The organism is Spirosoma utsteinense (assembly GCF_014282275.1).
GTDB classification, from domain to species: domain Bacteria; phylum Bacteroidota; class Bacteroidia; order Cytophagales; family Spirosomataceae; genus Spirosoma; species Spirosoma utsteinense.
Genome location: NZ_VFIA01000033.1, coordinates 47,229 through 69,117 on the forward strand (window position 1 = coordinate 47,229; position 21,889 = coordinate 69,117).

General features: G+C 51.0%; 19 protein-coding genes. 5 read left to right on the plus strand and 14 right to left on the minus strand.

Translation table 11 applies throughout. The features are described 5' to 3' along the window. Positions 1–8: 8 nt before the first annotated feature. Positions 9–857, minus strand: a complete 849-nt coding sequence (locus FH603_RS21470; RefSeq protein WP_186739816.1) for a CvfB family protein — start codon at positions 855–857, stop codon at positions 9–11. 304 nt (positions 858–1,161) lie between these two features. On the opposite strand from FH603_RS21470, the gene FH603_RS21475 reads away from it, so the two are divergent. Together FH603_RS21475 and FH603_RS21480 are read left to right on the plus strand one after the other, a co-directional pair. Then, positions 1,162–1,779, plus strand: a complete 618-nt coding sequence (locus tag FH603_RS21475) for a 3'-5' exonuclease (RefSeq protein ID WP_186739818.1) — start codon at positions 1,162–1,164, stop codon at positions 1,777–1,779. Positions 1,780–1,783: 4 nt separating this feature from the next. Further along, entirely contained in the window at positions 1,784–1,939 is a 156-nt protein-coding gene (locus FH603_RS21480) for a hypothetical protein (protein ID WP_186739820.1), read from the plus strand. 14 nt (positions 1,940–1,953) lie between these two features. On the opposite strand, the gene FH603_RS21485 is transcribed toward FH603_RS21480, so the two are convergent. From FH603_RS21485 to FH603_RS21520, 8 genes are all read right to left on the minus strand, one after another. Next, on the minus strand, positions 1,954–4,626 hold the full coding sequence (locus FH603_RS21485) for a CHAT domain-containing protein (RefSeq protein ID WP_186739823.1): 2,673 nt from the start codon (positions 4,624–4,626) through the stop codon (positions 1,954–1,956). Between the two features lie 141 nt (positions 4,627–4,767). Next, complete coding sequence (locus FH603_RS21490; RefSeq protein ID WP_186739825.1) at positions 4,768–6,480, minus strand: S8/S53 family peptidase; 1,713 nt, start codon at positions 6,478–6,480, stop codon at positions 4,768–4,770. A 22-nt stretch (positions 6,481–6,502) separates the two neighbouring features. After that, complete coding sequence (locus tag FH603_RS21495; RefSeq protein WP_186739827.1) at positions 6,503–7,225, minus strand: hypothetical protein; 723 nt, start codon at positions 7,223–7,225, stop codon at positions 6,503–6,505. Continuing rightward, entirely contained in the window at positions 7,222–7,812 is a 591-nt protein-coding gene (locus tag FH603_RS21500; protein ID WP_186739829.1) for an RNA polymerase sigma factor, read from the minus strand. The genes FH603_RS21495 and FH603_RS21500 overlap by 4 nt, the downstream gene beginning before the upstream one ends. Before the next feature lie 221 nt (positions 7,813–8,033). After that, complete coding sequence (locus FH603_RS21505; protein ID WP_186739831.1) at positions 8,034–9,185, minus strand: site-2 protease family protein; 1,152 nt, start codon at positions 9,183–9,185, stop codon at positions 8,034–8,036. 33 nt (positions 9,186–9,218) lie between these two features. Beyond that, positions 9,219–9,857: an HAD family hydrolase gene (locus FH603_RS21510; RefSeq protein WP_186739833.1), complete on the minus strand. Its 639-nt coding sequence runs from the start codon at positions 9,855–9,857 to the stop codon at positions 9,219–9,221. Between the two features lie 129 nt (positions 9,858–9,986). After that, a complete protein-coding gene (locus FH603_RS21515; RefSeq protein WP_186739835.1) occupies positions 9,987–10,940 on the minus strand; it encodes an acetyl-CoA carboxylase carboxyltransferase subunit alpha in 954 nt (317 codons plus the stop codon). A gap of 90 nt (positions 10,941–11,030) precedes the next feature. Beyond that, the gene (locus FH603_RS21520; protein ID WP_186739837.1) at positions 11,031–12,476 is read right to left on the minus strand and encodes an MBL fold metallo-hydrolase RNA specificity domain-containing protein; all 1,446 of its coding nucleotides are present in this window, start codon (positions 12,474–12,476) and stop codon (positions 11,031–11,033) included. 315 nt (positions 12,477–12,791) lie between these two features. On the opposite strand from FH603_RS21520, the gene FH603_RS21525 reads away from it, so the two are divergent. Together FH603_RS21525 and dacB are read left to right on the plus strand one after the other, a co-directional pair. Continuing rightward, the gene (locus FH603_RS21525) at positions 12,792–13,151 is read left to right on the plus strand and encodes a hypothetical protein (protein WP_186739840.1); all 360 of its coding nucleotides are present in this window, start codon (positions 12,792–12,794) and stop codon (positions 13,149–13,151) included. 355 nt (positions 13,152–13,506) lie between these two features. After that, positions 13,507–15,030, plus strand: coding sequence for a D-alanyl-D-alanine carboxypeptidase/D-alanyl-D-alanine endopeptidase (gene dacB, locus FH603_RS21530; RefSeq protein ID WP_186739842.1), 1,524 nt, complete (start codon positions 13,507–13,509; stop codon positions 15,028–15,030). 58 nt (positions 15,031–15,088) lie between these two features. Here dacB and FH603_RS21535 read toward each other — a convergent pair whose 3' ends face one another. The 4 genes from FH603_RS21535 to FH603_RS21550 form a co-directional block, all read right to left on the minus strand. Then, the gene (locus FH603_RS21535; RefSeq protein ID WP_186739844.1) at positions 15,089–15,553 is read right to left on the minus strand and encodes a response regulator; all 465 of its coding nucleotides are present in this window, start codon (positions 15,551–15,553) and stop codon (positions 15,089–15,091) included. After that, complete coding sequence (locus tag FH603_RS21540; RefSeq protein ID WP_186739847.1) at positions 15,507–16,988, minus strand: sensor histidine kinase; 1,482 nt, start codon at positions 16,986–16,988, stop codon at positions 15,507–15,509. Before FH603_RS21540 ends, FH603_RS21535 begins: the two co-directional genes overlap by 47 nt. A 100-nt stretch (positions 16,989–17,088) precedes the next feature. Further along, the gene (hslV, locus tag FH603_RS21545; protein ID WP_186739849.1) at positions 17,089–17,628 is read right to left on the minus strand and encodes an ATP-dependent protease subunit HslV; all 540 of its coding nucleotides are present in this window, start codon (positions 17,626–17,628) and stop codon (positions 17,089–17,091) included. Between the two features lie 105 nt (positions 17,629–17,733). Continuing rightward, entirely contained in the window at positions 17,734–18,213 is a 480-nt protein-coding gene (locus FH603_RS21550; RefSeq protein WP_186739851.1) for an Lrp/AsnC ligand binding domain-containing protein, read from the minus strand. A gap of 638 nt (positions 18,214–18,851) precedes the next feature. Between FH603_RS21550 and lepA the strand changes: the two genes are divergently transcribed. Beyond that, a complete protein-coding gene (gene lepA, locus FH603_RS21555; RefSeq protein ID WP_186739853.1) occupies positions 18,852–20,639 on the plus strand; it encodes a translation elongation factor 4 in 1,788 nt (595 codons plus the stop codon). 53 nt (positions 20,640–20,692) lie between these two features. Here the strand turns inward: lepA and FH603_RS21560 are convergent, their stop codons facing one another. Beyond that, complete coding sequence (locus FH603_RS21560; RefSeq protein ID WP_186739855.1) at positions 20,693–21,733, minus strand: chemotaxis protein CheB; 1,041 nt, start codon at positions 21,731–21,733, stop codon at positions 20,693–20,695. Positions 21,734–21,889 lie beyond the last annotated feature (156 nt).

The following is a 21,889-nucleotide window of genomic DNA, read 5'->3' on the forward strand; positions in this document are numbered from 1 at the left end:
CTTTCCGCTTATACCAAGGCAATACCGTCTTTCTGGAGCACTATCTTCCGGTCTTTGTACAAGGTACCAATCGCTTTCTTGAAGGTCTTCTTACTCATTTCCAGCGTCTCATAAATTACTTTGGGATCGCTGTGGTCCGTTAGCGGCAGAAACCCTTTATTGGCTTTCAGCGCATCTAAAATGGTCTGAGCACTGGGTTCCACTTTCTGAAACCCAATCTGCTGCAAGCTCACATCGACAAACCCATCGTCACGAACGCGCTTGATAAAGCCCGGCATACGGTCGCCAACAGCAACGGGCCGGAAGATCTCGTTGTGATACAGCAATCCCTTATGCCGGTCGTTGATGATAACGTTCACGCCCAGGTCGGTGATCTCGTAAGCCAGCAGATCGACGGGGTCATTTTCGAGCAGGTCCGACACGTCGTCGTCCAGAAAACGGGTCACTTTAGTGGAAGCCACCAGCCGATTGGACTCTTCGTCGAGGTACATGAACACGACGCACCACTGCCCTACCTCCAGCGGACGGCTCTGTTCCCGATACGGAACGAGCAGTTGCTTTTCCAGCCCCCAGTTGAGAAAAGCCCCCACATCGGAAACAGCCACAACCGGCAGGGGTGCAAACTCATCGCGCAGGATGTGCGGGGTCAGCGTAGTAGCGATAGGGCGCTCGTCATAATCTTTATACACAAATACCTCGATCTCATCGCCAACCGACAAGGATTCAGGTACGTATTTTCTGGGCAGCAGGATATCGTCGGCCGGGTCGCCTGCTTCGGTGGTTGGATCGCCCAGGTAAAACCCAACGCTGGTAATACGTCGGGCAACGAGGGTATTCATACGGCCAATGTCAATCATAAGAAGGTTGGTATGCGTTCGTGGGTGCAAAAGTAGCGATAAATGGGCCTACCCGGTTTGACCTCCTCTAATCAGAACCCAGAAGCGCACCGGTACGGCTACCATCTGACGCATTTGGCGAGGAAAGTGGTCGGAATACAAAAAGCCCCGGCAGCTGGTCTGTCGGGGCTTCGTAGGGTAGTTGGTAGTAAAACCGCAAACCGCTTCGTTTTGTTGCATGACAGAAAAACTGACGCACTATTTTTCACTTTATGTTTCGGATTAATTCTAGTAGCATTGGGGTAGCATTCATTAACTTCGTTCTATGCCTTATTTAGTACTTGATCTTGAAATGACCGGCCCGGAACCGGACTACAACGAAATTATTCAGGTTGGAGCGGTGCTCTTCGACGACAACTGGGTCGAAAAGGGGCAATACCTCACCAATGTATACCCTGAAAATAAAGAAGCTTTTTCTTCATCGTCCGAAAAAATCCACAACCTGTCTCTGGCCGAACTGGAAGATGCGCCCATGATCTATGATGTGCTGCCCGAACTGGAAGAGTGGATCTGTACGCAGCTTGGTCTGCGGGTTCCTAAAGGCCAACTGGATCGGACGCCCTATCTGCGCGACGTCATCATTTGCGGGCAGAGTGTTATCAACGACATTAATTTTTTGAAAGAAGCGTACCGGTACGAGAAACTGAAGTGGCCGTATTCGCGCGTTCTGCTCGATTTACATACGCTTGGCTACTTCACCTTCAAGGTACTCAAAGCCAACGGTCGTAAAACCCCCGATCGGCTGAGCCTGACGGCTATTGCGGGTTATTTTGGCTTTACGCGCGAAGACGGTTTTCATAACGCGCTGGAAGATGCTGTACTAACAGCAAGGTGTTTGAAGGAAGTATTCAGGCTTAGCGAGAGCATGAAAATAAGCGGGTAAACCCATGCAGATCCGGTTCACAACGCAGTTTGGCGTTCGCTATAACTCCGCTAGTTTCTTTACCGACCTGGGCGATCAGGCCATTAAGAATGAGTTTGCGCTGACGTTCGACCTGTTGGCAAAACCGGTTGGTAACAGCAAGCGCCGTCCAACCCGCTAGCGGGTGCCGCCCGGTCAGGACAACTGCGAGAGGGAGAGCGTCGGTACAGCCTGCCGTTTCAGATGCCACCAGCTTAGTAAACCCGCGGCCAGAAACAGAACCGCTCCGATCGCCACCCAGGGCCAGCGGGTAGGGCGTTCGAGCGGGTTCGTATCACCGATCAGGATCAGACCCGCCCAGTAGTTGGGCAGCTGATTAGCACCGTCGGCATTTTCCAGCCAGTCCTTTTTAGCCTGCTGAAGGGCCACATCTTTGGAGAGGCCCTGATCTAAATAACGATAAAAACTATCGGTCAGGCGGTAGGTAGCGTCGTTCTGAACGCTCCATAAGGTCGTCAGGACGCTGGGTACGCCCAGGGCCGAGAATCCACGGGCCAGACTGAAGACGCCTTCTCCCCGTTGAATGGCTCCTATACCGGTTTTGCAGGCCGCCAGTACCACCAGTTGCGCATTGGGCAGCGCCCCGTCGCCTAAATCGGAGAGCCGCAGGGTGGAATCGGCGAAATAGAGCGTCGGCTCCTGGCCGGTGGTATCGGCGGTGGCATGGGTAAACAGGTGAATGACCCGATAGGCAGATACTTCGGCCTGAAAAGCCCGACGCGTAGCAGCCTCGTGGGTAAGTAGCATCGATGTACCAAACCGGCCTGCAATGGGGTCCAGCGCCTTGTCGGAGCCCGCCAGCTTTACCTGTCCAAGCCGGGGTGCAAACGAAACGGGAGCCACGCCCAGAAAATCACCGGTCCCAACCCGGGCAGGTTTCACAGCGCCGGGCTCTTCCCGAAGCAGTAGATGCGCCGAATAGGCATAGCTAAACGCATAACTTTTCACCAGATAATCGAGCCGAACGGCTGAACGGCTCAGTGCCTCGAAGGGTATTAGTGACCCGTCGGGCGAGACGATTACCCGGCCAGCAGGTACGTTTAGTGAAGCAAGCAGTTGTTTATACAGTGTGTTGCCTACTGTAGTGAACCGCGCTACAGTGGAGGTATGGTTCATGGCCTCGGGGTCGGCAAGTAAGTTCATAAACGGCCGTACTGCCTGACTATAAGGCGCTACCGGCTTTCGTTGTAGCGTTACCTTATTGGCCGTTACGCCTAACAGGTACAAAGCACTGTCGCCTTCAAAATAGGTCACGAATGAAGCGCGCTGGATTTTGAGGTACCGTTGCAGATCGGCCACCGACGTAAGGCTACTAGCGTATTTATACTGAAAATAAGCGGGATTCGTCCTTTCAAGCTGCCTGTGAAAATCATCCAGCTTATCCTGCTGCGCTATCAGCGCCGACTGATTATTGGCATACGCTGTCGTGTTGGGCTTGCTTTCGGTTAGTTTTGCCTGTTGCTCGCTAACGGCCTTCCGTAATTTATCTTCCTGCTCAGCCAGTTGCGGGGAAAGTTGCTGGCGGGCACCAAGCTCGTTGAGTTTGTCGGCCAGCATAACAGCGCGGCTTTTCTCAAAAAAACGGAACGCCTGATCTGTATCGCCAAGCCGGTAGCAGGTTTCGATGGCCCGCTCATACATACCCCTCGTTTTCTGCCGCCAGTATAGCTTCGACTGCTGCCCGGTATGCTCCCAGCGCATGTAGTCGATCAGCTGATCGGCCACTTTATACGTGGCGAGCGCGTGTTGAAGCTGTTGGTGGTTGTTATTCGTGGCTTTGGCGTACTCAAGCCACGTATCAGCTTTGTCCTGAATAAGATCCAGCAAAATACCTTTGTGTTCAACCAGACGAATTTGCTCTTTCTGCGGATTACGCGCAACGGGCTGTTTGCCAAAGCCAATTGGTAATAGCTCCATTCCCTGTTGATAGAACGGCAAGGCTTTATCAAACTGCTTTTTTTCCCAATACACCGTGGCCATCATGTTTAGGCCAACTGCTTTCACAAATACATCAGCGCTTTGGTCAATTCCGTACTGGCAGTAGTGTATAGCTTCGGCATATTGCCCTGTCTTCTTGTACAGAAATGCCAGACGGATAGCCAGGGTAGGCGTTTCCGAATACCGAAGCCGCTGCGACAAATCAAAGCTGAACTGAGCGTATTTCAGTGCCTGACGATACTGATATTTATACCCTAGAATTAAACTTAGCAAGCTGTAATCATCGGCCAGTGCCTGCTTCAACTGCTCTTCTTTTTCAATCAGACCAATGGCCTTTTCAATAGCTTGCTGCGCGAGATCGTATGCCTGTAACGTACTGAGCGCCTGCGCTTTTTGACGCAGCAAATTTGCGGCCAATGGCTTGTTATTCAGACGGATAGCCATTGGAATACCTAAATCAGCGTGAACGATTGTTTGTTGGAAATCACCAGCAGTTTCGTAACCATAGGCTAGATATAAATGGGCATTACTCACCCAATTGGTAGCGAGCGGATCATGCCTACCTATTACTACAGCCTGCTTGAGGGCATTGGTTGCCTGCGTGATTTGATTCTGATAGGTATAAAGCACTCCCAACCGGTACCATGCCTTTGATAAATCAGCAACTCGAGTTGTTTTCAGATTGTGCTGGCACGCTGAAATGGCACGGCGAACAAGTTGCACCGCAACAGGAAGATTATCATTGACCAGCAAAGCCTGCCCGGCCTGCAGGAGCGCGTTCACATAGATAGAATCTTTTTCGTACCCACAATGATCCCACTGGGTGAGCCAGGCATCCAACGGCTGGTACTGTTGCTCGATGGGACGCATAGCAATTTTTTTCACCTGTTCAGCCAAGACCGGGACAGGGGGGCACTGAGCTGCTCCCAGTAATGGGAACAGGAACGTAATACAAAGATGCAGACTCTTACGACTCATCATGACATGATCTGCACGTTGACTATTGGTTGGTTATGAATTCACGATGAGAAGTCTCCCTTCCTGAACAGTACGCTCCAGGCTTTTCTCAAAACAGGTCAATTCTTCGAACAGCTTTTGCTTCAAGTCGACCATACCCTCTGCCGTTGGAACGATGTTGTTTCGATGTAGGTAGGACGCTATCTGACCCGATACATAAGCCGCGGCATACGACGTTCCGCGAATACCTGGTTCATCTTTAAAGGGACTCTTGAACCCTGACCAGCAACGGCCGTACACGCCAATAGAAACAAACGTCTGGGAGTAGTTCCCAACCGCTTTAAAGCCCCGCAGTCTGTACTGAACCCGAGGGCGGTCCAGATTGAGATGGGCCATCAATGAGGTATCATCTTCAGGCACCAGTTCATTGATGGCCTCCTGTTTAGTACCCAGCCCGGTAGTCCTTGCAGCGGGTTCGACGCTGGTGACGGTAATTACATTGGTAAAAACACTGGAATAACGGGCCGGATATAGGTTGTTGCTGTTGAGATCCTTTCCCTGATTACCAGCAGCGGCTACGACGATGATACCAGCCTTTTCTAACGCACGAAATTTTCTTGTCAATAACGCCTGGCCTTCATCATCTAGCGAGCCAACCCAACTGGCATTCATCACATATACAGGCAACCCATTTCTCTTCTGCTCCAGCACGTAGTTCAGACAACTTAATAAATCAAACAGTGTGCTGTACCCTCCGCAGTTAAACGCTTTTACCGGCAGTACGCTAACCTGCCTGTCCGACTCCTGATTGATGATGGCCGTGATATACGTTCCATGACGCCCGCTTATTGAGTCTGACCTTAAACCGGCAGGGCTTTCAAGCGTATGATTCATCCGGTGATCATCAAAAGCACTACCAGCTATCTGCGGACGAGTTAAGGTTTTGAGCGCATCCAGCAGAGGAGGTACAGGCTGACCGGCAGTATTCGGCACATCCAGATAAGCCGTAATACCACAATAACCGATACCTGCCGACTCTGAACCACATATCGATTTTCCGCGCACCAGTTGCAGTGGCCCTGTTACCCCAGAACGATCGGTATACTGATACTGGTTTTGACTTGGCCGATTGGCAAAATCAAATTTAACACCTGAGTCAATAACGGCGACCACACAGGTAGCACTCTCAGGATAGTGGCTTATATCTTTCTCATCAACTGGCTGGAAATCGCTGTTGGCGGCTGTCGCACTGATCAAATCATCCTGAACGGGTGGCGAAGGTTTTGAACCAGGCAGCGTCCCGCTTAAAACAAAATTGTTCGACTGATCAATGCTAGCAAACGTCGCACCGCTGAAGGCATTACGGGCAATTACAGATGGATTTAGTTCATCAAACTCCAGGAGAGCCGTATAGGAAATCTTCCCGTATTCCCCTTCAGGATTTGGGCAATCGCTAACCCGAACCACACGTACGCTAACCTTCCGTTTCTTTATTGTGAATATAGTCTTATCCCGTCCAATCAAGTCTATTTCGCGTTTGCTTAAGATGGCAATCTTCTGCTTTTTAACAAGCAGTCTGCCATTGATGCTGATTACTGGAGGAATTACACCACGTCGTTGCAATCGGGCCACTTCCCGCTGCTCACAATCCAGTTGTTGATCACGCACTGGGCTTATTGTCCGTTGGTGGAGTTTGTCAGTATCGTTTTCGCTTTGACCAACCCGAATTTCCCCGGACTCAACAATTTCGTGGTTCCTGAATTCCATAGAGTGTGAACAGTTAAATCTATTATAAATGATCGATCATTTGCTGAGCCTCACGTTTTCCCTCCAAGTTCTTGCTAATCACCTCCTCAAGCAATTTTTTAGCCGCTGCTTTATCCATCGGTCGGTTTCGTTCCAGAAGCGTAATGGCTTCGAGGAAGGTGCCGGGGTTACTGTATAGATCGGCGCGCTGACTCAGGCGGTGGAAGCGGTCAATAGCTAAGTCGTAATTCTTCTGGCGCAGGGCAACAACACCCGCCAGTTTCAGCGCCCGGTCGTTATTGGGCTGCTGAACCAGTACCGCTTCAAAGACCGATTCGGCTTCTGCAAACTTCTTCTCATTATACAAGCCAATGCCCTGCGTAAGGCTGTCGGTAGCACCACCGCTCATGGTGGTTGTCAGCTGATCGAAGTTTTGTTCGACATAAGCCTCTGCCAGTTGAGCAGCCTCTGCTGAAGTGGATGTATCGCGCAGGAAATACCAGCCAAACCCCAGCACGAGTACGACACTGGCAGCGGCCACCCAGCGCATAGGGGCGCCCCAGGCCGAACGGGTCATTAAGGCATCGAGTTCGGCTTTCCGCTTGCTCATGGCGCTTACCTTAGCCGTATGTTGGGCCAGCACGTAGAAGGCCAGTGATTCGGCAACGGCCGGATCGCTGCGCAGGGTTGCCTCAAAGCGGGTACGCTCGTCGGCAGACAGTTGCCCTGTCAGATAATTTTCAATTGTTTCCAGTTCGTTGTTCATGGTGCGTTTCGATAGCGTTCGCGAAGTTTATCTAAGCAGCGCAGGCGGCTTGTTTTGGCCACGGCGGCCGAATTATAGTCTATCGACTGCGCTATTTCATCGTCCGAATACCCTTCACCCCACAACAAAATCATGGAACGACACTTATCGCCGAGGTTTTTCAAGTGGTGATACAGGTTTTCCACATCACTTTGTGCAATCAGGTGTTGCACGGCAGATCGGGCCGTATCAGGCAACTGCATCAGCGAGTCATCGAGCGACAAGGCATCATGGACGCTACTTCGATTAGTCGTCTTTTTTCGAATTGCGTCAACACATTTGTTCGTAAATATTTGATACAGGTACGTTTTAAGTTCCGAACGCCCTTCAAACCGGCCGCTAATGATGTGATCGAAGACGATTAAAACCGCGTCAGAATACGCGCTGGCGCAGTCATCTTCCGCCAGTCGGTGCTTGCGAACGCCCTCGGCAACGAGGTAAGTATATTTTTCATAAAGCTTATTTTCATAGAGTCGACGCTGAGGCCCCCCCGCCCGGATGCCCGCCATCAAGTCGGCGTCGGTAAGTGACCGTGAAAATAGTTGCATAGGATAACCAGGTGATTACATGACGGTAAGGTAGGGAAAAACCCAAAATCAACCAACTAAGGCCTCGTTGCCCGTTAATGACTACGTAAAACAAATAAGGAGTATAGGGTAGCCGTAACGGCTACCCTATACTCCTTATTTGTTTTACGTAGTCAGAGAGGCCCGGTCATCTTCCGCTCACCCAGCGATTCAACAGTCAGCTTACAGACCAATGGTCCTGATCAGGAAATCAGAAATGGTTTAGGGCTAAAGCACAGCAAAAAGACAAGCACAGCCAGCCAGCCCAGTACTTTTCGGGTTGCGCTCATTGGCTCCTGCAATTCGGTTTCAGGGTGGTAGATACCCAGAAACCGACCCAGTACAAAAACAAACACCAGAAAGCCGGAGTAACCTTCCCAATCGGGACGTAACCAGGAAAAAAACAGCTGCGTTGCCACGACGCTAAGCGTAATAAGCCAGGTCGTCATCCTGTTTTCGCTGATGCGCGAGAAGGCCAGAAAAAGAAAGAACACGTACAGGGCGAAATAGCCCAGTTCGCTGTAAAAATCTTCGTTGGTAGGTACAGCGAAGTCGGTAGGTTTAAAAGCACCCAGCCCGGCATAGAACGCAAACACAATGAACAGCGCCGGGGCTACCCACCGGAATCGCTCCCTGCCGATCAACGCGTAAAGGATATGCCCACCATCCAGTTGTCCGATAGGAATCAGGTTGAGAGAGGTAAAAAACAACGCCAGGTACCCGGCCAGTACATACGGGTAATGAATCATTTCGTTCGGATGCGGCAGTCGGGCCGGATCAGCCACATAGGTTTTAAAGAAGCTGAACAAAAGATTGTCGCCCAAGCCAACAGACCCGCCGGGCGGTAGACCCTGATAAGCGTACTGTCCGTAATCCAATCCCCACTTCTGGTATTCGGGGTGGATGGTGAAGATGAATTCCGGGGGCGGCAGGTGCGAAAAAGCGTACCAGAGTACGACCAGTGCCAGGGCAAACCCGGCCAGGGGTCCGGCAATACCAATGTCGAAATACTGCTTCCGGCTGTTGATGTAATCTTTAATACGAATGAACGCACCCAGTGTCCCGATAGTCTGCCCAACACCCAGCCAGAGCGGAATGTAATAAGGCAACGTTACCCGAACATGATTGGCACGGGCCACAAAATAATGACCGAATTCGTGGACGGTCAGAATTGCCAGGAACGGAATGGAAAACTGGAACCCGGCGACAAATTCGTTCCAGCCTAGTGTCACCATACCGTCAACGGGGATAAACAACCGGCCAAACATCCATTCGGCGCCAGCCATGGTTGTTGTAATGAGGGTAAGCAAAAAAAGACCTCCGTGGAGGAGGTACGTTTTGGTACGTGGGGTCATGCAGGGCGGTTGATTATGGTGCAGGATATACCATCATAAATCCTTGACGTAGTCAATAATAGTCATTGGCGGCTGGACGTGTACAGCCTGAATACCTAACTCAGCGGCAGCCTGGATGTTCGCAGCATTATCGTCGAAAAACGCTGTTTCTTCTGCCACTAAACCCGCTTCTGTCAGCACGTGCCGGTAGATATCGGGCGAGGGTTTGGCCAGGCGCACTTCGTAGGAATAAAACACGCGCTCGAATAGCTGTTCCAGGGTGGGCAGGTTCAGTTGTGTCAATACATCATTGACCCGGCGGATATGGATGGGACTGGTGTTGCTCAGCAGGAACAGGCGATGATTGGCTTTCAATTCCTGGATTCGCGCGATGCGCTCAACGGGCAGATCGAGCAACACAGTATTCCAGGCGGTATCGATTACTTCGTCAGCCCACACGTCGTTTTTCAACAGTTGCCGCACTTCAGCCCGAAATGCAGCATCATCGAGCAGGCCCGTTTCGTAGTGATTGATAAAGTTATGCTCTTTCCAAATCGCCCAGACCTCGTCTTCCGGCAGGTTGGCCAGCATGGCAAAATTACGAACGGGGGCGGTCAGGTCGATGGGAATGATGACATCACCCAAGTCGAAAACAAGATTTTTAAGCGTAGACGGGTTGAGTATGGAATCCATGTATGGGAAAAGCTTGCCGGGTTGGTGAACCGACGGCCAAAGTTAACGTTAGATTTGCAGACAAAGCGAGAACGGTTCACATAAGGAAGCCGCTGTCGAATTCGACAGCGGCTTCCTTATGTGAACCGTTTATTCTACAACGACGCCCATTGAACAGAATTTGTCGATTCGCTGGTCGATACGTTCCTGCGGGTCGAGGGCGTTGAGTTCAGCCAGGGTATCGATAATAACGGTTTTGAGCTTATTGGCCATCTGGAGGTGGTCGTTGTGTGCCCCACCCAGTGGCTCCTCTACAATTCCGTCTACCAGCCGGGCCGCCTGCATATCACGGGCGGTAAGCTTCATGGCTTCGGCGGCCTGCTCCTTAAAATCCCAGCTACGCCACAGGATAGTCGAGCAGTTTTCAGGAGAAATCACCGAGTACCATGTATTTTCCAGCATCAGTACCCGGTCGCCGATCGCGATGCCCAAGGCGCCACCCGACGCTCCCTCTCCGATGACAACGCAGATGACGGGTACCGTCAGCATGAACATTTCCTTCAGGTTACGGGCAATAGCTTCGCCCTGTCCGCGCTCTTCGGCTTCGAGTCCGGGAAAAGCACCCGGTGTATCGATAAGCGTAATGATAGGCTTATTGAACTTCTCTGCCAGCTTCATCAGCCGCAGTGCTTTGCGGTAGCCTTCAGGGTTAGGCATACCGAAGTTCCGCTGCTGACGCTGCTTGGTATTGCGGCCTTTCTGCTGACCGACGATCAGTACCGTTTGTCCATCCAGTTCGCAGAAACCGCCCACCATAGCCGGATCATCACGAACGGTACGGTCGCCGTGCAGTTCGATAAACTGATCGCACATGAGCGATATATAATCGAGCGTGTAAGGCCGATCCGGATGGCGCGACAGCTGGACCCGCTGCCAGCGGGTCAGATTCCTGAATATCTCCTGGCGCAGCTTATCGATGCTCTGCTCCAGTACGGTAACCGCTTCGCTAACATCTACGTTACTGGTCTGAGCCAACCGTTTGGTCTCTTCCAGCCGCGCTTCGAGGTCGGCTATTGGTTTCTCAAAGTCGAGGTAAGTTCTCATAAATAGACGGAGGAAGGAGGAAGGGGAAGAAACGGATGAAGGACTACTCGCTCATCCTTCCTTCCCTTCCTCCTTCCTCCCTTTTCTCCTTTATAGTTCAAAGCTTTCGCCTTTTTTCGGAATGGTAACTTGTGGATATCCAGACTCGGCGAGGGTTGCCTTGAAAGATTCCATACTCTCGTATTCGCCGTGGACAAGAAAAATATTCTTGAGCGTTTCGGGGGATTGCATCTCCACGAAGTTCATGAGGTCATTTCTGTCACCGTGCCCGCTAAACACATCGATCTTCTCAATGTTAGCCAGTACCGTATGATCCTTACCCTTGATGGTCAGCGTAGACTGCCCGTTCAGCAACCGCCATCCAAGGGTACCTTCGGCGCAGTAGCCAATAATCAGGATAGTTGAGTACGGATTGCTGATGTTCTCCGCAACGTGGTACTCGACCCGGCCACCCTGAACCATACCCGACGACGAGATGATGATACAGGGCTCTCCGTAGTTGGAAACGGCTTTACTGGCTTTCGCCGACTCCAGGAACTGGAAGTTCTCGAAGTCGAACAGACTTTCATTTTCCTTGTAAAACTCTTTCGCTTCGCCGTTGAGCATCTTCACGTGCTGAAGATAAATCTTGGTGCTTTCGAATCCCATAGGGCTGTCGGAAAACACCTTGATGGGCGGAAAGCCCCGCTCGGTATAGAGCCGGTTGAGGGTATACAACAGAGCCTGCGTGCGTCCTACGCTAAAAGAAGGAATGATCAGTCGGCCCGGAATATCGATACAGGTCCGCTGGATAATATCGGCGAGTGCGTCTTCCGGCGACATCAGGTTCTCGTGAAGACGGTTTCCGTAGGTGCTTTCGCAGATCAGATAGTCGACTTTAGGCACGGGTGCCGGGTCGACCAGAAGCGGATAATTTTTACGGCCAATATCTCCTGAAAAGCAAATGCTTTTGCGCTCCCCATTCTCTTCCACGTGGATAACGATGTGAGCCGCCCCCAGCAAATGGCCTGCCGGAATAAACGTAACGTCTATGCCATCGGCCACCCTGAACTTACGGTTAAACGCGATGGGTACAACGCTTTCCATTGTTTCCCGAACCTGTTTGTCGAGAAACAAATCTTTCTGCAGTTGAACCTGCCGGTCTTTAACCCGTTGTTTTTTACTGGCGTTGAGTTCGTTGATCCGCTTCTGATTCAGCGAAGCCGAATCGCGAAGCAACACGTTGGTGAGCGCAAACGTCGGCTCGGTACAAAGAATCTGTCCTTCATATCCTTCACGGAAAAGATGGGGCAGATTGCCCGAGTGGTCCATGTGTGCATGAGTAAGCAGGACCAAGTTGATACTTGAAGCCTCAAAAGGGAAAAAGCCCGGTTGAGGAGTGGTTGGAGCGGGTGTCTGACCATTGGTACTGGCCTCTCGTGGCGCAGACCGTTCCATGTCAGACCCACAATCTATCAGGATGCGGTAATCATCCAGTTCCAGCAGGTACATACTACCTGTCACCTGCCGGGCCGCCCCCAGAAACGATAATTTCATGCGTACAGCTTAAGTTCTGAAGTCGTTTATTGTAAATTAATAGTGTTGTTGTCCACCTTAACCAGGTGGTGCGAATTCCGTAGGTTTGCAATATTACAACATTGGCCGCTATTTCTGGTAAAACACCGGCAAACGCTGTCCTGTTCCAGCCACTGGTTATCGTTGTTCCAGCTTACGGTGGCTACAACCCAAGCTGCTGGCTCCCTGTTTATTTCCGGGTAAACTACGTAGCTGGATGGGCCATCCCTCTCTCTGCCCGTTTTGTGCGCGAATTAGTCATCCCGTACATTTACCAAATCAATAAACCCTATACGAATGATAGAGCAGACAAAAAGCCTTGCTGGCAGCCTTCTTTCAAAAATTATCGTGCTGGAACAATTGTCGACAGAATTGGATAGTGTAGGCGTAACCATAGAAAGGCTCGACGCCCTGCCGTATGAGTTGCTGGACGATGTGCTGGATGTGCTGGAATTTGCTCCGGAGAACCCTGTTGACGAATTTTTGATGGACAACGAGCCGCCAGCCGTGTCAACCCGTGACGACCTTCGCGAGTATTTCTCTACCAACTACAGACAAAAATCGGCCAAAGAGCTGGTTGACGAGTTGCTGATCATCAAAGCAGCTATGGAGCAAATGGGCGATCAATTCGATATCCGGGCTTATATTCCTGATTGACCGACGTCGACCTGATCCTGAACCAACCATCCTGACCGGGTCTCTTATTGAATCTAAAATTACGTTGAGCACGTAGATTTAAGTCAGCGGTCTCCGCCTGTCCACACCGACCGGTCCCACCGTTTTCCTAACACTACCGAGGCTCGACCACCCCAACCGGTCGGGCTTTTTTTATGCCGCTGTTTTTGCAGTTTTGTAGACGAAACAGTCTTTGGCCTTCTTTATGGACTGTATTTCCCGTATGCATCTGCCTGATTTTCATCGCAACGGTCTACGCCCGCTGTTGTCTCTCTGACCTGAACTGCTTGCCGTACATACCCGACGATCGAATTCTCTACCTGTTATAACACGCTGTATGCCCGCTTTTTTTTACCTGCTGACCGCGAGTCTGCTGTTTCATTTATCCAGTGACTCGCCAACAAACACGTTTAGGCGCACTGAATCCCCTGGCGACTCGGCTACCAACCAGGAGCTATTTCGGCAACTCGATGCGTTTCAGGCCAGCCCATCCCTTCAGTTCGGTACCGTTGCGCTATCGGTTCGGCGGGTGCGCGATGGTCAGGAGTTGATCGGCTATAATGCCCGACGCAGCCTGCCATCGGCTTCGACCTTAAAACTCATTACAACCGCCACTGCCTTATCGGTGTTAGGGCCTGGTTATACTTACACGACTTTCCTCGAATATGATGGCACTATCAAAGACAGTGTCCTTAGCGGTAATCTGTACATTCGTGGTACAGGAGATCCGTCACTTGGCAGCGGGCGGTTTCCCGGTTACGACGACTTACCTACCCTGCTCAAAAAATGGTCGGTTGCTATTCGGGGAGCGGGCATTCGCCAGGTTCAGGGATCCGTTGTGGGCGATGCCAGTCTATACAATGACCTGACTACTCCCGACACCTGGCCCTTCGGTGACCTCGGCAATTATTATGGGGCGAGTTTAAGCGCACTAAATATCCATGAAAATCTGTACCGCGTATTTTTCAAACCCGCCCAGTCCATTGGGGCTGCGGCTGGCGTAGCTCGTCTTGAACCCGCTGTGCCGTATGTTTCATTTCGGAACACGGTGACGACCGACGCAGCCAATACCGGCGATCAGGTAACCATCTACGGCACTCCCTTTCAGAACCAGCAGTGGCTAACGGGCAAAGTACCCGCGGGCACTGAATTCGCCGTGAAAGGCGCACTCCCCGACCCCGCTTATTTTGCGGCTTATGCCCTCCAGCAGCAGCTCATTCGGGACAATGTAACACTGCCAAACACTCCCCTATCGGTAGGTGGCGGGCTACCATCGTCGGTTAACCAAACCGGTAAGCGCGTTCTGTTGGCGCAGTATAAATCGCCAGCGTTGGCGGAACTGGTACGGGAAACCAATTTTCAAAGTATCAACCTCTACGCCGAGGCCCTGCTCCGGACTACGGCCCTGCGCCTGCGCAAGTCCGTTCCCTCAACCGATAGCAGTCTGCAAATCCTCAATACGTTCTGGAAAAGCAAGGGAGTGAATCTGGATGGTTTCCGCATTCGGGATGGCAGCGGGCTGTCGGCGGTTGGGGCGCTTACAGCCGACAACATGACTGGTATACTTAGTGCCATTGGCCGGGACAGTGCCTTTTCAACCTTTTACAGCACCATTCCGGTTGTGGGACAAACGGGAACGGTACGCAGTCTCGCAAGAGGTACGCCCGCAGCGGGTAATATCCGGGCGAAGAGCGGTTCTATTGAAGGGGTTCGGGCTTATGCCGGTTATTTTACAGCCGCCGATGGGGAACAGATGAGCTTCTGCGTACTGGTCAATAAATTTACGCCCGGCCGAAACCGGGCTATTACGACTGAACTGGAGAAGCTGTTTGTGACGCTCGTTCGAATAAAGGGCCAGTAAATACCGAACAGCCAGCCCGAAGCAGTAGTCTGCTCATGGCTGGCTGTTGGCTGGTTGTTCAGTCCTCCCCTTCGTGTTCACAGACGGTCACGACGCTGAACCAGTATTGACCAATGGCTTTTGTCACCTCGCTGAGCCGCTGAAACGTGGGTGGTTTGGTAATGAAGCTATTGGCTCCATTGAAATAAGACGTTTCGATATCGTCTTTGGCGTCGGACGTGGTCAGCACGACAATGGGAATATGACGAAACTGGTCGTCGGATTTTATCTCGCGTAACACTTCACGCCCATCTTTGCGCGGCATATTCAGATCAAGCAATATCAACTCAGGCAGTGTGTGAACCGCCCCTACATACCGACCCCGATAATGGAGAAAATCCAATAGATCTTCACCGTCTTCGGCGAACGAAATACGACTTTTAGGGTAATGCTGATGAAAGGCTTCACGTGTCAGGTAGCGGTCGTCCTCATCATCATCAACCAGCAGAATATGTATGGGTTTCGGTTGAGTTTGATCGGTCATAATCTTGAAGTAGTTGACTTTCGGGCAGTACAACGACAAATGTTGTACCCTCATTTGGTTGGCTATGGGCGGTTATGAAACCATGATGATAAACAACGACCCGCTTGCAGATAGCCAGTCCGATGCCTGTACCTTCAAATTCACTTTTGCCATGTAACCGTTGAAATACTTTAAAAATGTAATCTAAATACTTTTCGTCGAAGCCAATTCCATTGTCTTCAACGGTGATCTCAACATAGCGACGGCCTCCCGTTAATTCTGCATAGGCATGACCATCGACAGGGCGGGCCTGTATCCGTAACAAAGGTTGCACACCGGGCCGTAAAAACTTCAGGGCATTCGATATCAGGTTGGCAAATAAATGCTCCAGCTGACTCGGTACAGCCTGAATCATGGGCAGCGCACCAACCTCCACCTGAACACCTAATCCCTTGATACGCAGTTCCTGATCGTCCAGAATATGCTGTATGATGGTATCCAGCCGCACAGGTTTAAAATCCTCCCGGTTGCTGGACATCCGTGAAAAGTTTAATAAGTCCTTAATGAGCTTGGACATTCGCTCGGCTGAGCTGATAATCTTGCTCATAAACACCTGACTATCGGAATTGAACAGATTACCATACCGCTCGGTCACCAGCGTAGCGAATGACTGGATTTTACGCAATGGCTCCTGTAAATCATGGCTGGCTACAAAGGCAAACCGCTCCAGTTCCTGATTGGAGGCTTCCAACTGACGAATCTGCTCTTTCAACCTGGCTTCGTAGCTACGAAGCTGGTTTTCTGTTTCCTGACGGCGTACCAGCTCCTGCTCTAACTGGCGATACGACATAGCCAGCGCCAGAAACGTCATCAACGATAAAGCGAATATGATGATGAGTGTGTTGCGAAACGACCGGCTTGCCTGCCGGTTACGGGTTTCCATCAAAACCTTCTCCGTGTCAACCATCATCGCCACATGCCCACGGAGCTTATCCATACGTCGCTTCCCTTCATCGCTATAGGTTAGCCCATTCCGAACGTCGGCCAGCTTCGTTTTCGCCCGAAGCCGGGTGATGTCAACCTTGTCCATTACCAGCTTCTCAAGCAAGTTTGCCCGTTTCTCCTGAAGGTAGTTGTCGGTAGTCAGTTCATGTACGTTTTTCAGCTGAGCAGGCAATAACGTCAGTGCCTTCAGGTAGGGTTCCAGATAAACCGAATCATTGGTGATAACAAACCCGCGGGCACCTGTTTCAATATCTTTTACCAGCGACAGCGTTGACTCCAGGGCACTGATGACACGGTAGGTATGCCGAACCCGCTCTGTGTCCTGCCCATATTCGTTGTAGCTATAGAAGGATATGGAGAACCCCGAAACAATCAAGACCAGCGCCACCGAAAAACTCAGCGCTATGCGCCGGTTTGCGGTAACAGTCCGAAATTGATTGGCTAGATTCATAAGGTTGAGCGACTTACAGAAAGATCACAAATATACTTGAAAAGAGTATTTACAGAAATTCCGGGGCCACTTTAAGTACTCAGCCAGTGACTTCCTGTTTTTATAACGTTTCAACCATCAGGTTATGATTCGTATAAATACATACGTCAGCGGCAATGTGTAAACTCTCCCGGACCATCTCTTCGGCCGACAGGTTCGGGGCATGTTTTTTCAAGGCAACCGCTGCCGACTGGGCATACATACCGCCGGAGCCAATAGCCGCTACGTCGAAGTCGGGTTCGATCACATCGCCCGTGCCCGATACCAGCAGGAGGTCCTCTTTGGTGGCTACTATCAGCATGGCCTCCAGTTTGCGCAGGTAGCGGTCGGTACGCCAGTCCTTGGCCAGTTCAATAGCGGCCCGTTTCAGGTTACCGCCATAGGCGTTGAGTTTCTCTTCAAATCGCTCGATCAGGGTGAACGCGTCGGCGGTAGAACCAGCGAAGCCCGCCAGTACTTTTCCCCCCATCAGCACCCGAACTTTACGGACATTACTTTTAGCGACGGTGTTACCCATCGTTGCCTGGCCATCGGCCCCGAGTGAAACTTGTCCGTTGTGGCGAATGCCAACAACGGTTGTAGCATGAATTACCTGTTGCATGAATTGGTCTTTATTGTCTTATCTAACGTGAATGGGGTCGTTTGTAGTTCGTGAACCTACCGGCAGAAACGTTGACCGGTTTTCAGGCTGCTCATCTTAATTTGGTTACTCTTTCACATCACCGAAGGGAATAGGCCGATTGACGCTTTCCTCCAGCGAAATGAACGTCTCCGTACGCTGAATGCCACTTACCTTCTGAATTTTATCGTGCAGCACTTCGCGCAGATGCTGGGTGTCGCGGCAAACGATCTTTGCAAAAATGCTGTAGATACCAGTCGTATAGTGCACATTGACAACCTCCGGAATTCGTTCCAGCTGACGGGAGACCTCTTCATACAACGAACTCTTGTCGAGATAAATACCGAGAAAAGCACTAATGTCCCAACCAAGTTTGGCATGATCGATGACTAGTTGTGACCCGCGAACGATCCCCATTTGCTTAAGTTTGTTCATCCGAACATGCACGGTTCCACCCGAAACGAAGATTCGCTTGCCAATTTCGGTATAAGCCATGTTAGCATCCTGCATCAACAGACTCAGAATTTTAAGGTCGGTATTATCAATTTCTAAATTTTTCTCGATCATGTTACGCCTTATTTTGATGAGTGCTAACAAAAGTATTAAATATTTATATTTTTTGTAAATTTTAAGGAATATCGATGCAAAATTTGCAACATAAAACCTTAATCTATTATCTTTGTATTGTCAAGTTGATCGAGCGGGGTCACACGCCGGTCCTCTTGACTTTCGCTTCGGCGAATTGTTTCTCACACTGTAGGATGTCGAAATTGGCAGACGTGCCCTCCTGTCTCGGGGGTGGTGATAAGGGATAAACGCAGCATAATGCCGCCCGAAAGGGCGACTGGGGTTGACCACCAGAGTTGTGCTAAGGCTAACTGCACCGTGGGCGGTTCGAGTCCCCCTCCTACAGCCTGGTTATACCAAGCTTATCTGGTCAGTAAAGGTACTGACCGGCCGCTCAGGCGGAAACGTTTTTAGTTTGTTGATGAAGTGTAATCGAACACGCCGGCTCCGCGATGAGTCCGGCGTTTGTTTTTAGAGCCTTCCCCATCTAATGCATCGGCTTAGATATATATACGTATCTTCCCCTATTACCAGCCAGCTGGTACACCAATTGCCATAGTCGGTAGATGACCGCCCGCTAACGGACTTTTTTGCCTATTTTTGCGGTTTATCTGTAAAGACTCCCCCGTTATTCCAGCGTGAAACATATCCGTAATTTTTGCATTATCGCCCACATTGACCACGGCAAAAGTACCCTTGCTGACCGCCTGTTGGAATTTACCAAGACCGTTGGTTCCCGCGACATGCAGGCCCAGCTGCTCGACGATATGGATCTGGAGCGCGAACGTGGCATCACCATCAAGAGCCACGCCATCCAGATGGACTATATGTATAAGGGAGATCTCTACACGTTGAACCTGATTGATACCCCGGGCCACGTCGACTTTAGCTACGAAGTGTCCCGTTCGATCGCGGCTTGCGAAGGGGCGCTGTTGCTGGTCGATGCGTCGCAGGGAACGGAGGCACAAACGATCTCAAATTTATATCTGGCGCTCAACAACAACCTGGTTATTATCCCCGTCCTGAACAAGATCGACCTACCCGGCGCCCGGCCCGAAGAGATCAAGGACGAAATGGTAGACCTGCTTGGCTGTGAGCGTGACGACATTATTCCGGCATCGGGTAAGGAAGGTATTGGCGTTCCCGAAATTCTGGCCGCTATTGTGGAGCGTATCCCGGCACCCAAAGGTGAACCGTCGGGTCCTTTACAAGCACTGATTTTCGATTCGCACTTTAATTCCTACCGGGGCATCGAAGTTATTTTCCGGGTCAAGAACGGCCGTATTCGCAAGGGCGACAGGGTGAAGTTCATGAACACCGGCAAAGAATACAACGCGGATGAAATTGGAACGCTCCGTCTGGGCCAGGAACCCAAAGACGTGATCGAGTGTGGCGACGTAGGGTATCTTATTTCGGGTATCAAAGTAGCCAAAGAAGTAAAAGTTGGCGACACCGTCACGACGCTCGACAACCCCGCTACGGTGGCCATTCAGGGCTTTTCGGAAGTGAAACCAATGGTGTTCGCCGGTATTTATCCGGTAGAGACCAGCGAATTCGAAGACCTGCGCGATGCCATGGAAAAGCTACAGCTCAACGATGCGGCCCTGGTATGGGAGCCCGAAACATCGGCGGCTTTGGGCTTTGGTTTCCGGTGCGGCTTCCTCGGTATGCTCCACATGGAGATTGTGCAGGAACGGCTCGAACGCGAATTCGACATGACCGTTATTACTACGGTGCCATCGGTGCGGTTCGAGGTGATGACGAGCAAAGGCGAAGAACTTCAGGTATCGGCCCCCGCCGAAATGCCCGAACCCAACCTGATCGACTACATTGAGGAACCGTTTATCCGGGCGCAGATCATTACAAAAGCCGAGTATGTGGGTAGTATCATGGGGCTCTGCATGGACAAGCGCAGTATCCTTAAAAACCAGGTGTACCTGACTGCCGACCGTGTTGAACTTCAGTTTGAGATGCCGCTGGCCGAAGTGGTGTTCGACTTTTTCGACAAGCTCAAGACCATATCGCGTGGCTATGCTTCTCTCGACTATGAGTTTATGGACAACCGCGAATCGGACATGGTGAAGCTCGACGTGATGCTTAACGGCGATAAAGTCGATGCGCTCTCGGCTATCGTTCACCGTTCGAAGTCGTACGAATGGGGTAAGAAACTGTGCGAAAAGCTGCGCGAGTTAATTCCCCGTCAACAGTTTGAAATCGCGATCCAGGCGGCTATCGGCCAGAAAATCATTGCCCGGGAAACCCTGAGCGCGCTCCGTAAAGACGTATTGGCAAAGTGTTACGGTGGTGATATATCCCGGAAACGGAAACTGCTCGACAAGCAGAAGAAAGGTAAAAAGCGTATGCGCCAGGTTGGCAACGTCGAAATACCGCAGGAGGCATTCATGGCCGTATTAAAGATCAACTAACGATACCCTGATATAAAGAGAGACAGCCTGCAAATAGGCTGTCTCTCTTTATATCAGGGTATCGTTAGTTGATCTTTGGTAGTGGCTATATCGTGGCTTAATCGCTCCTGTTTGAAAATAAGCTCCCGGGTTGTAGCCGCCCGTTCGCGGGTTTCGCGGGCTTTCTCATAAAACTGCTCCGACGCTCGCTCGTCGTTGCTTTCAGCATATTTACGGGCCGACTGCTCCAGCAGGATCACCATTTCTTCCAGGCTGCGAACCGATTTCCACAGCGACTCTTCAACCGTTTTAGTGACGTCGACCAACAGGGAATTGGCCGTGTAAGCATGACCCGTATGACAGCGGTATCGGGTCAGTTTACCCTCCTGAATACTGATCAGGGCTCCACTGCATTCGGGACAGGTAAGGGCCGTCAGGTGGCCTATGCCAAGCACACCCAGTTCAAACGCATTTGCCTGGGCAGCAATACTTACTTCAGTCTCTATCCGCACCCGCTCTTTATCTGCCAGATGGACTTTGTCTGGAACGGTCTCCTCGATTAGCTGACAAAGCAGCGAAGCAAGGTCGGTAATGGGCACCTGGTAGTCGACGTCGACGTACTGCAACACGCTGTCAGGCATGCTGGCATACATGGCATCTTCGGGCTCCTGAACGACGCCCAGGCCCCCCAGCCGCTTTACAGACCACATACCCGATGTGCCATCGTCGAGCAGGCCCGTCAGCACCACCCCAATGACCCGGGGTCCATAGCTGTAGGCAACCGACCGAAACAGGGCATCGATAGACGGTCGAAAGCGGTTTTCCTTCGGTCCCTTCTTAACCACAACCTTGTCATCTTCAACCAGCAGGTGGTGATCCGGAGACGCTACATAAATATGACCCTGCCGAATCAGTTCTCCATCCTGGGGATGACTTGCTTTCAACAGCCCGGCATGATTGAGTATATCGGGTAAAAAGCTGGGAGAAGAAGGAGACACATGGAGCACCACAAAAATAGCAGCTTTAAAATCGGCAGGCAGGGAGGCTGCCAGCGCTTTGAGCGCATAGACTCCACCTGCCGATGCACCAATGACGATAATGTCACGTTTAGCCATGTGTAAATTAAAGTAACTTATTTGACTGTGTAGTTTTTTTTTAATCTAAGAGTATGTTTTGGATAGTCTAAAAATGAGAGTCCGTCTTATCTTGTAGTTACCAAGCTCCAAGATCATGAACGAATCGTTTCAAGCACTAACGGACTCTCAATGGCA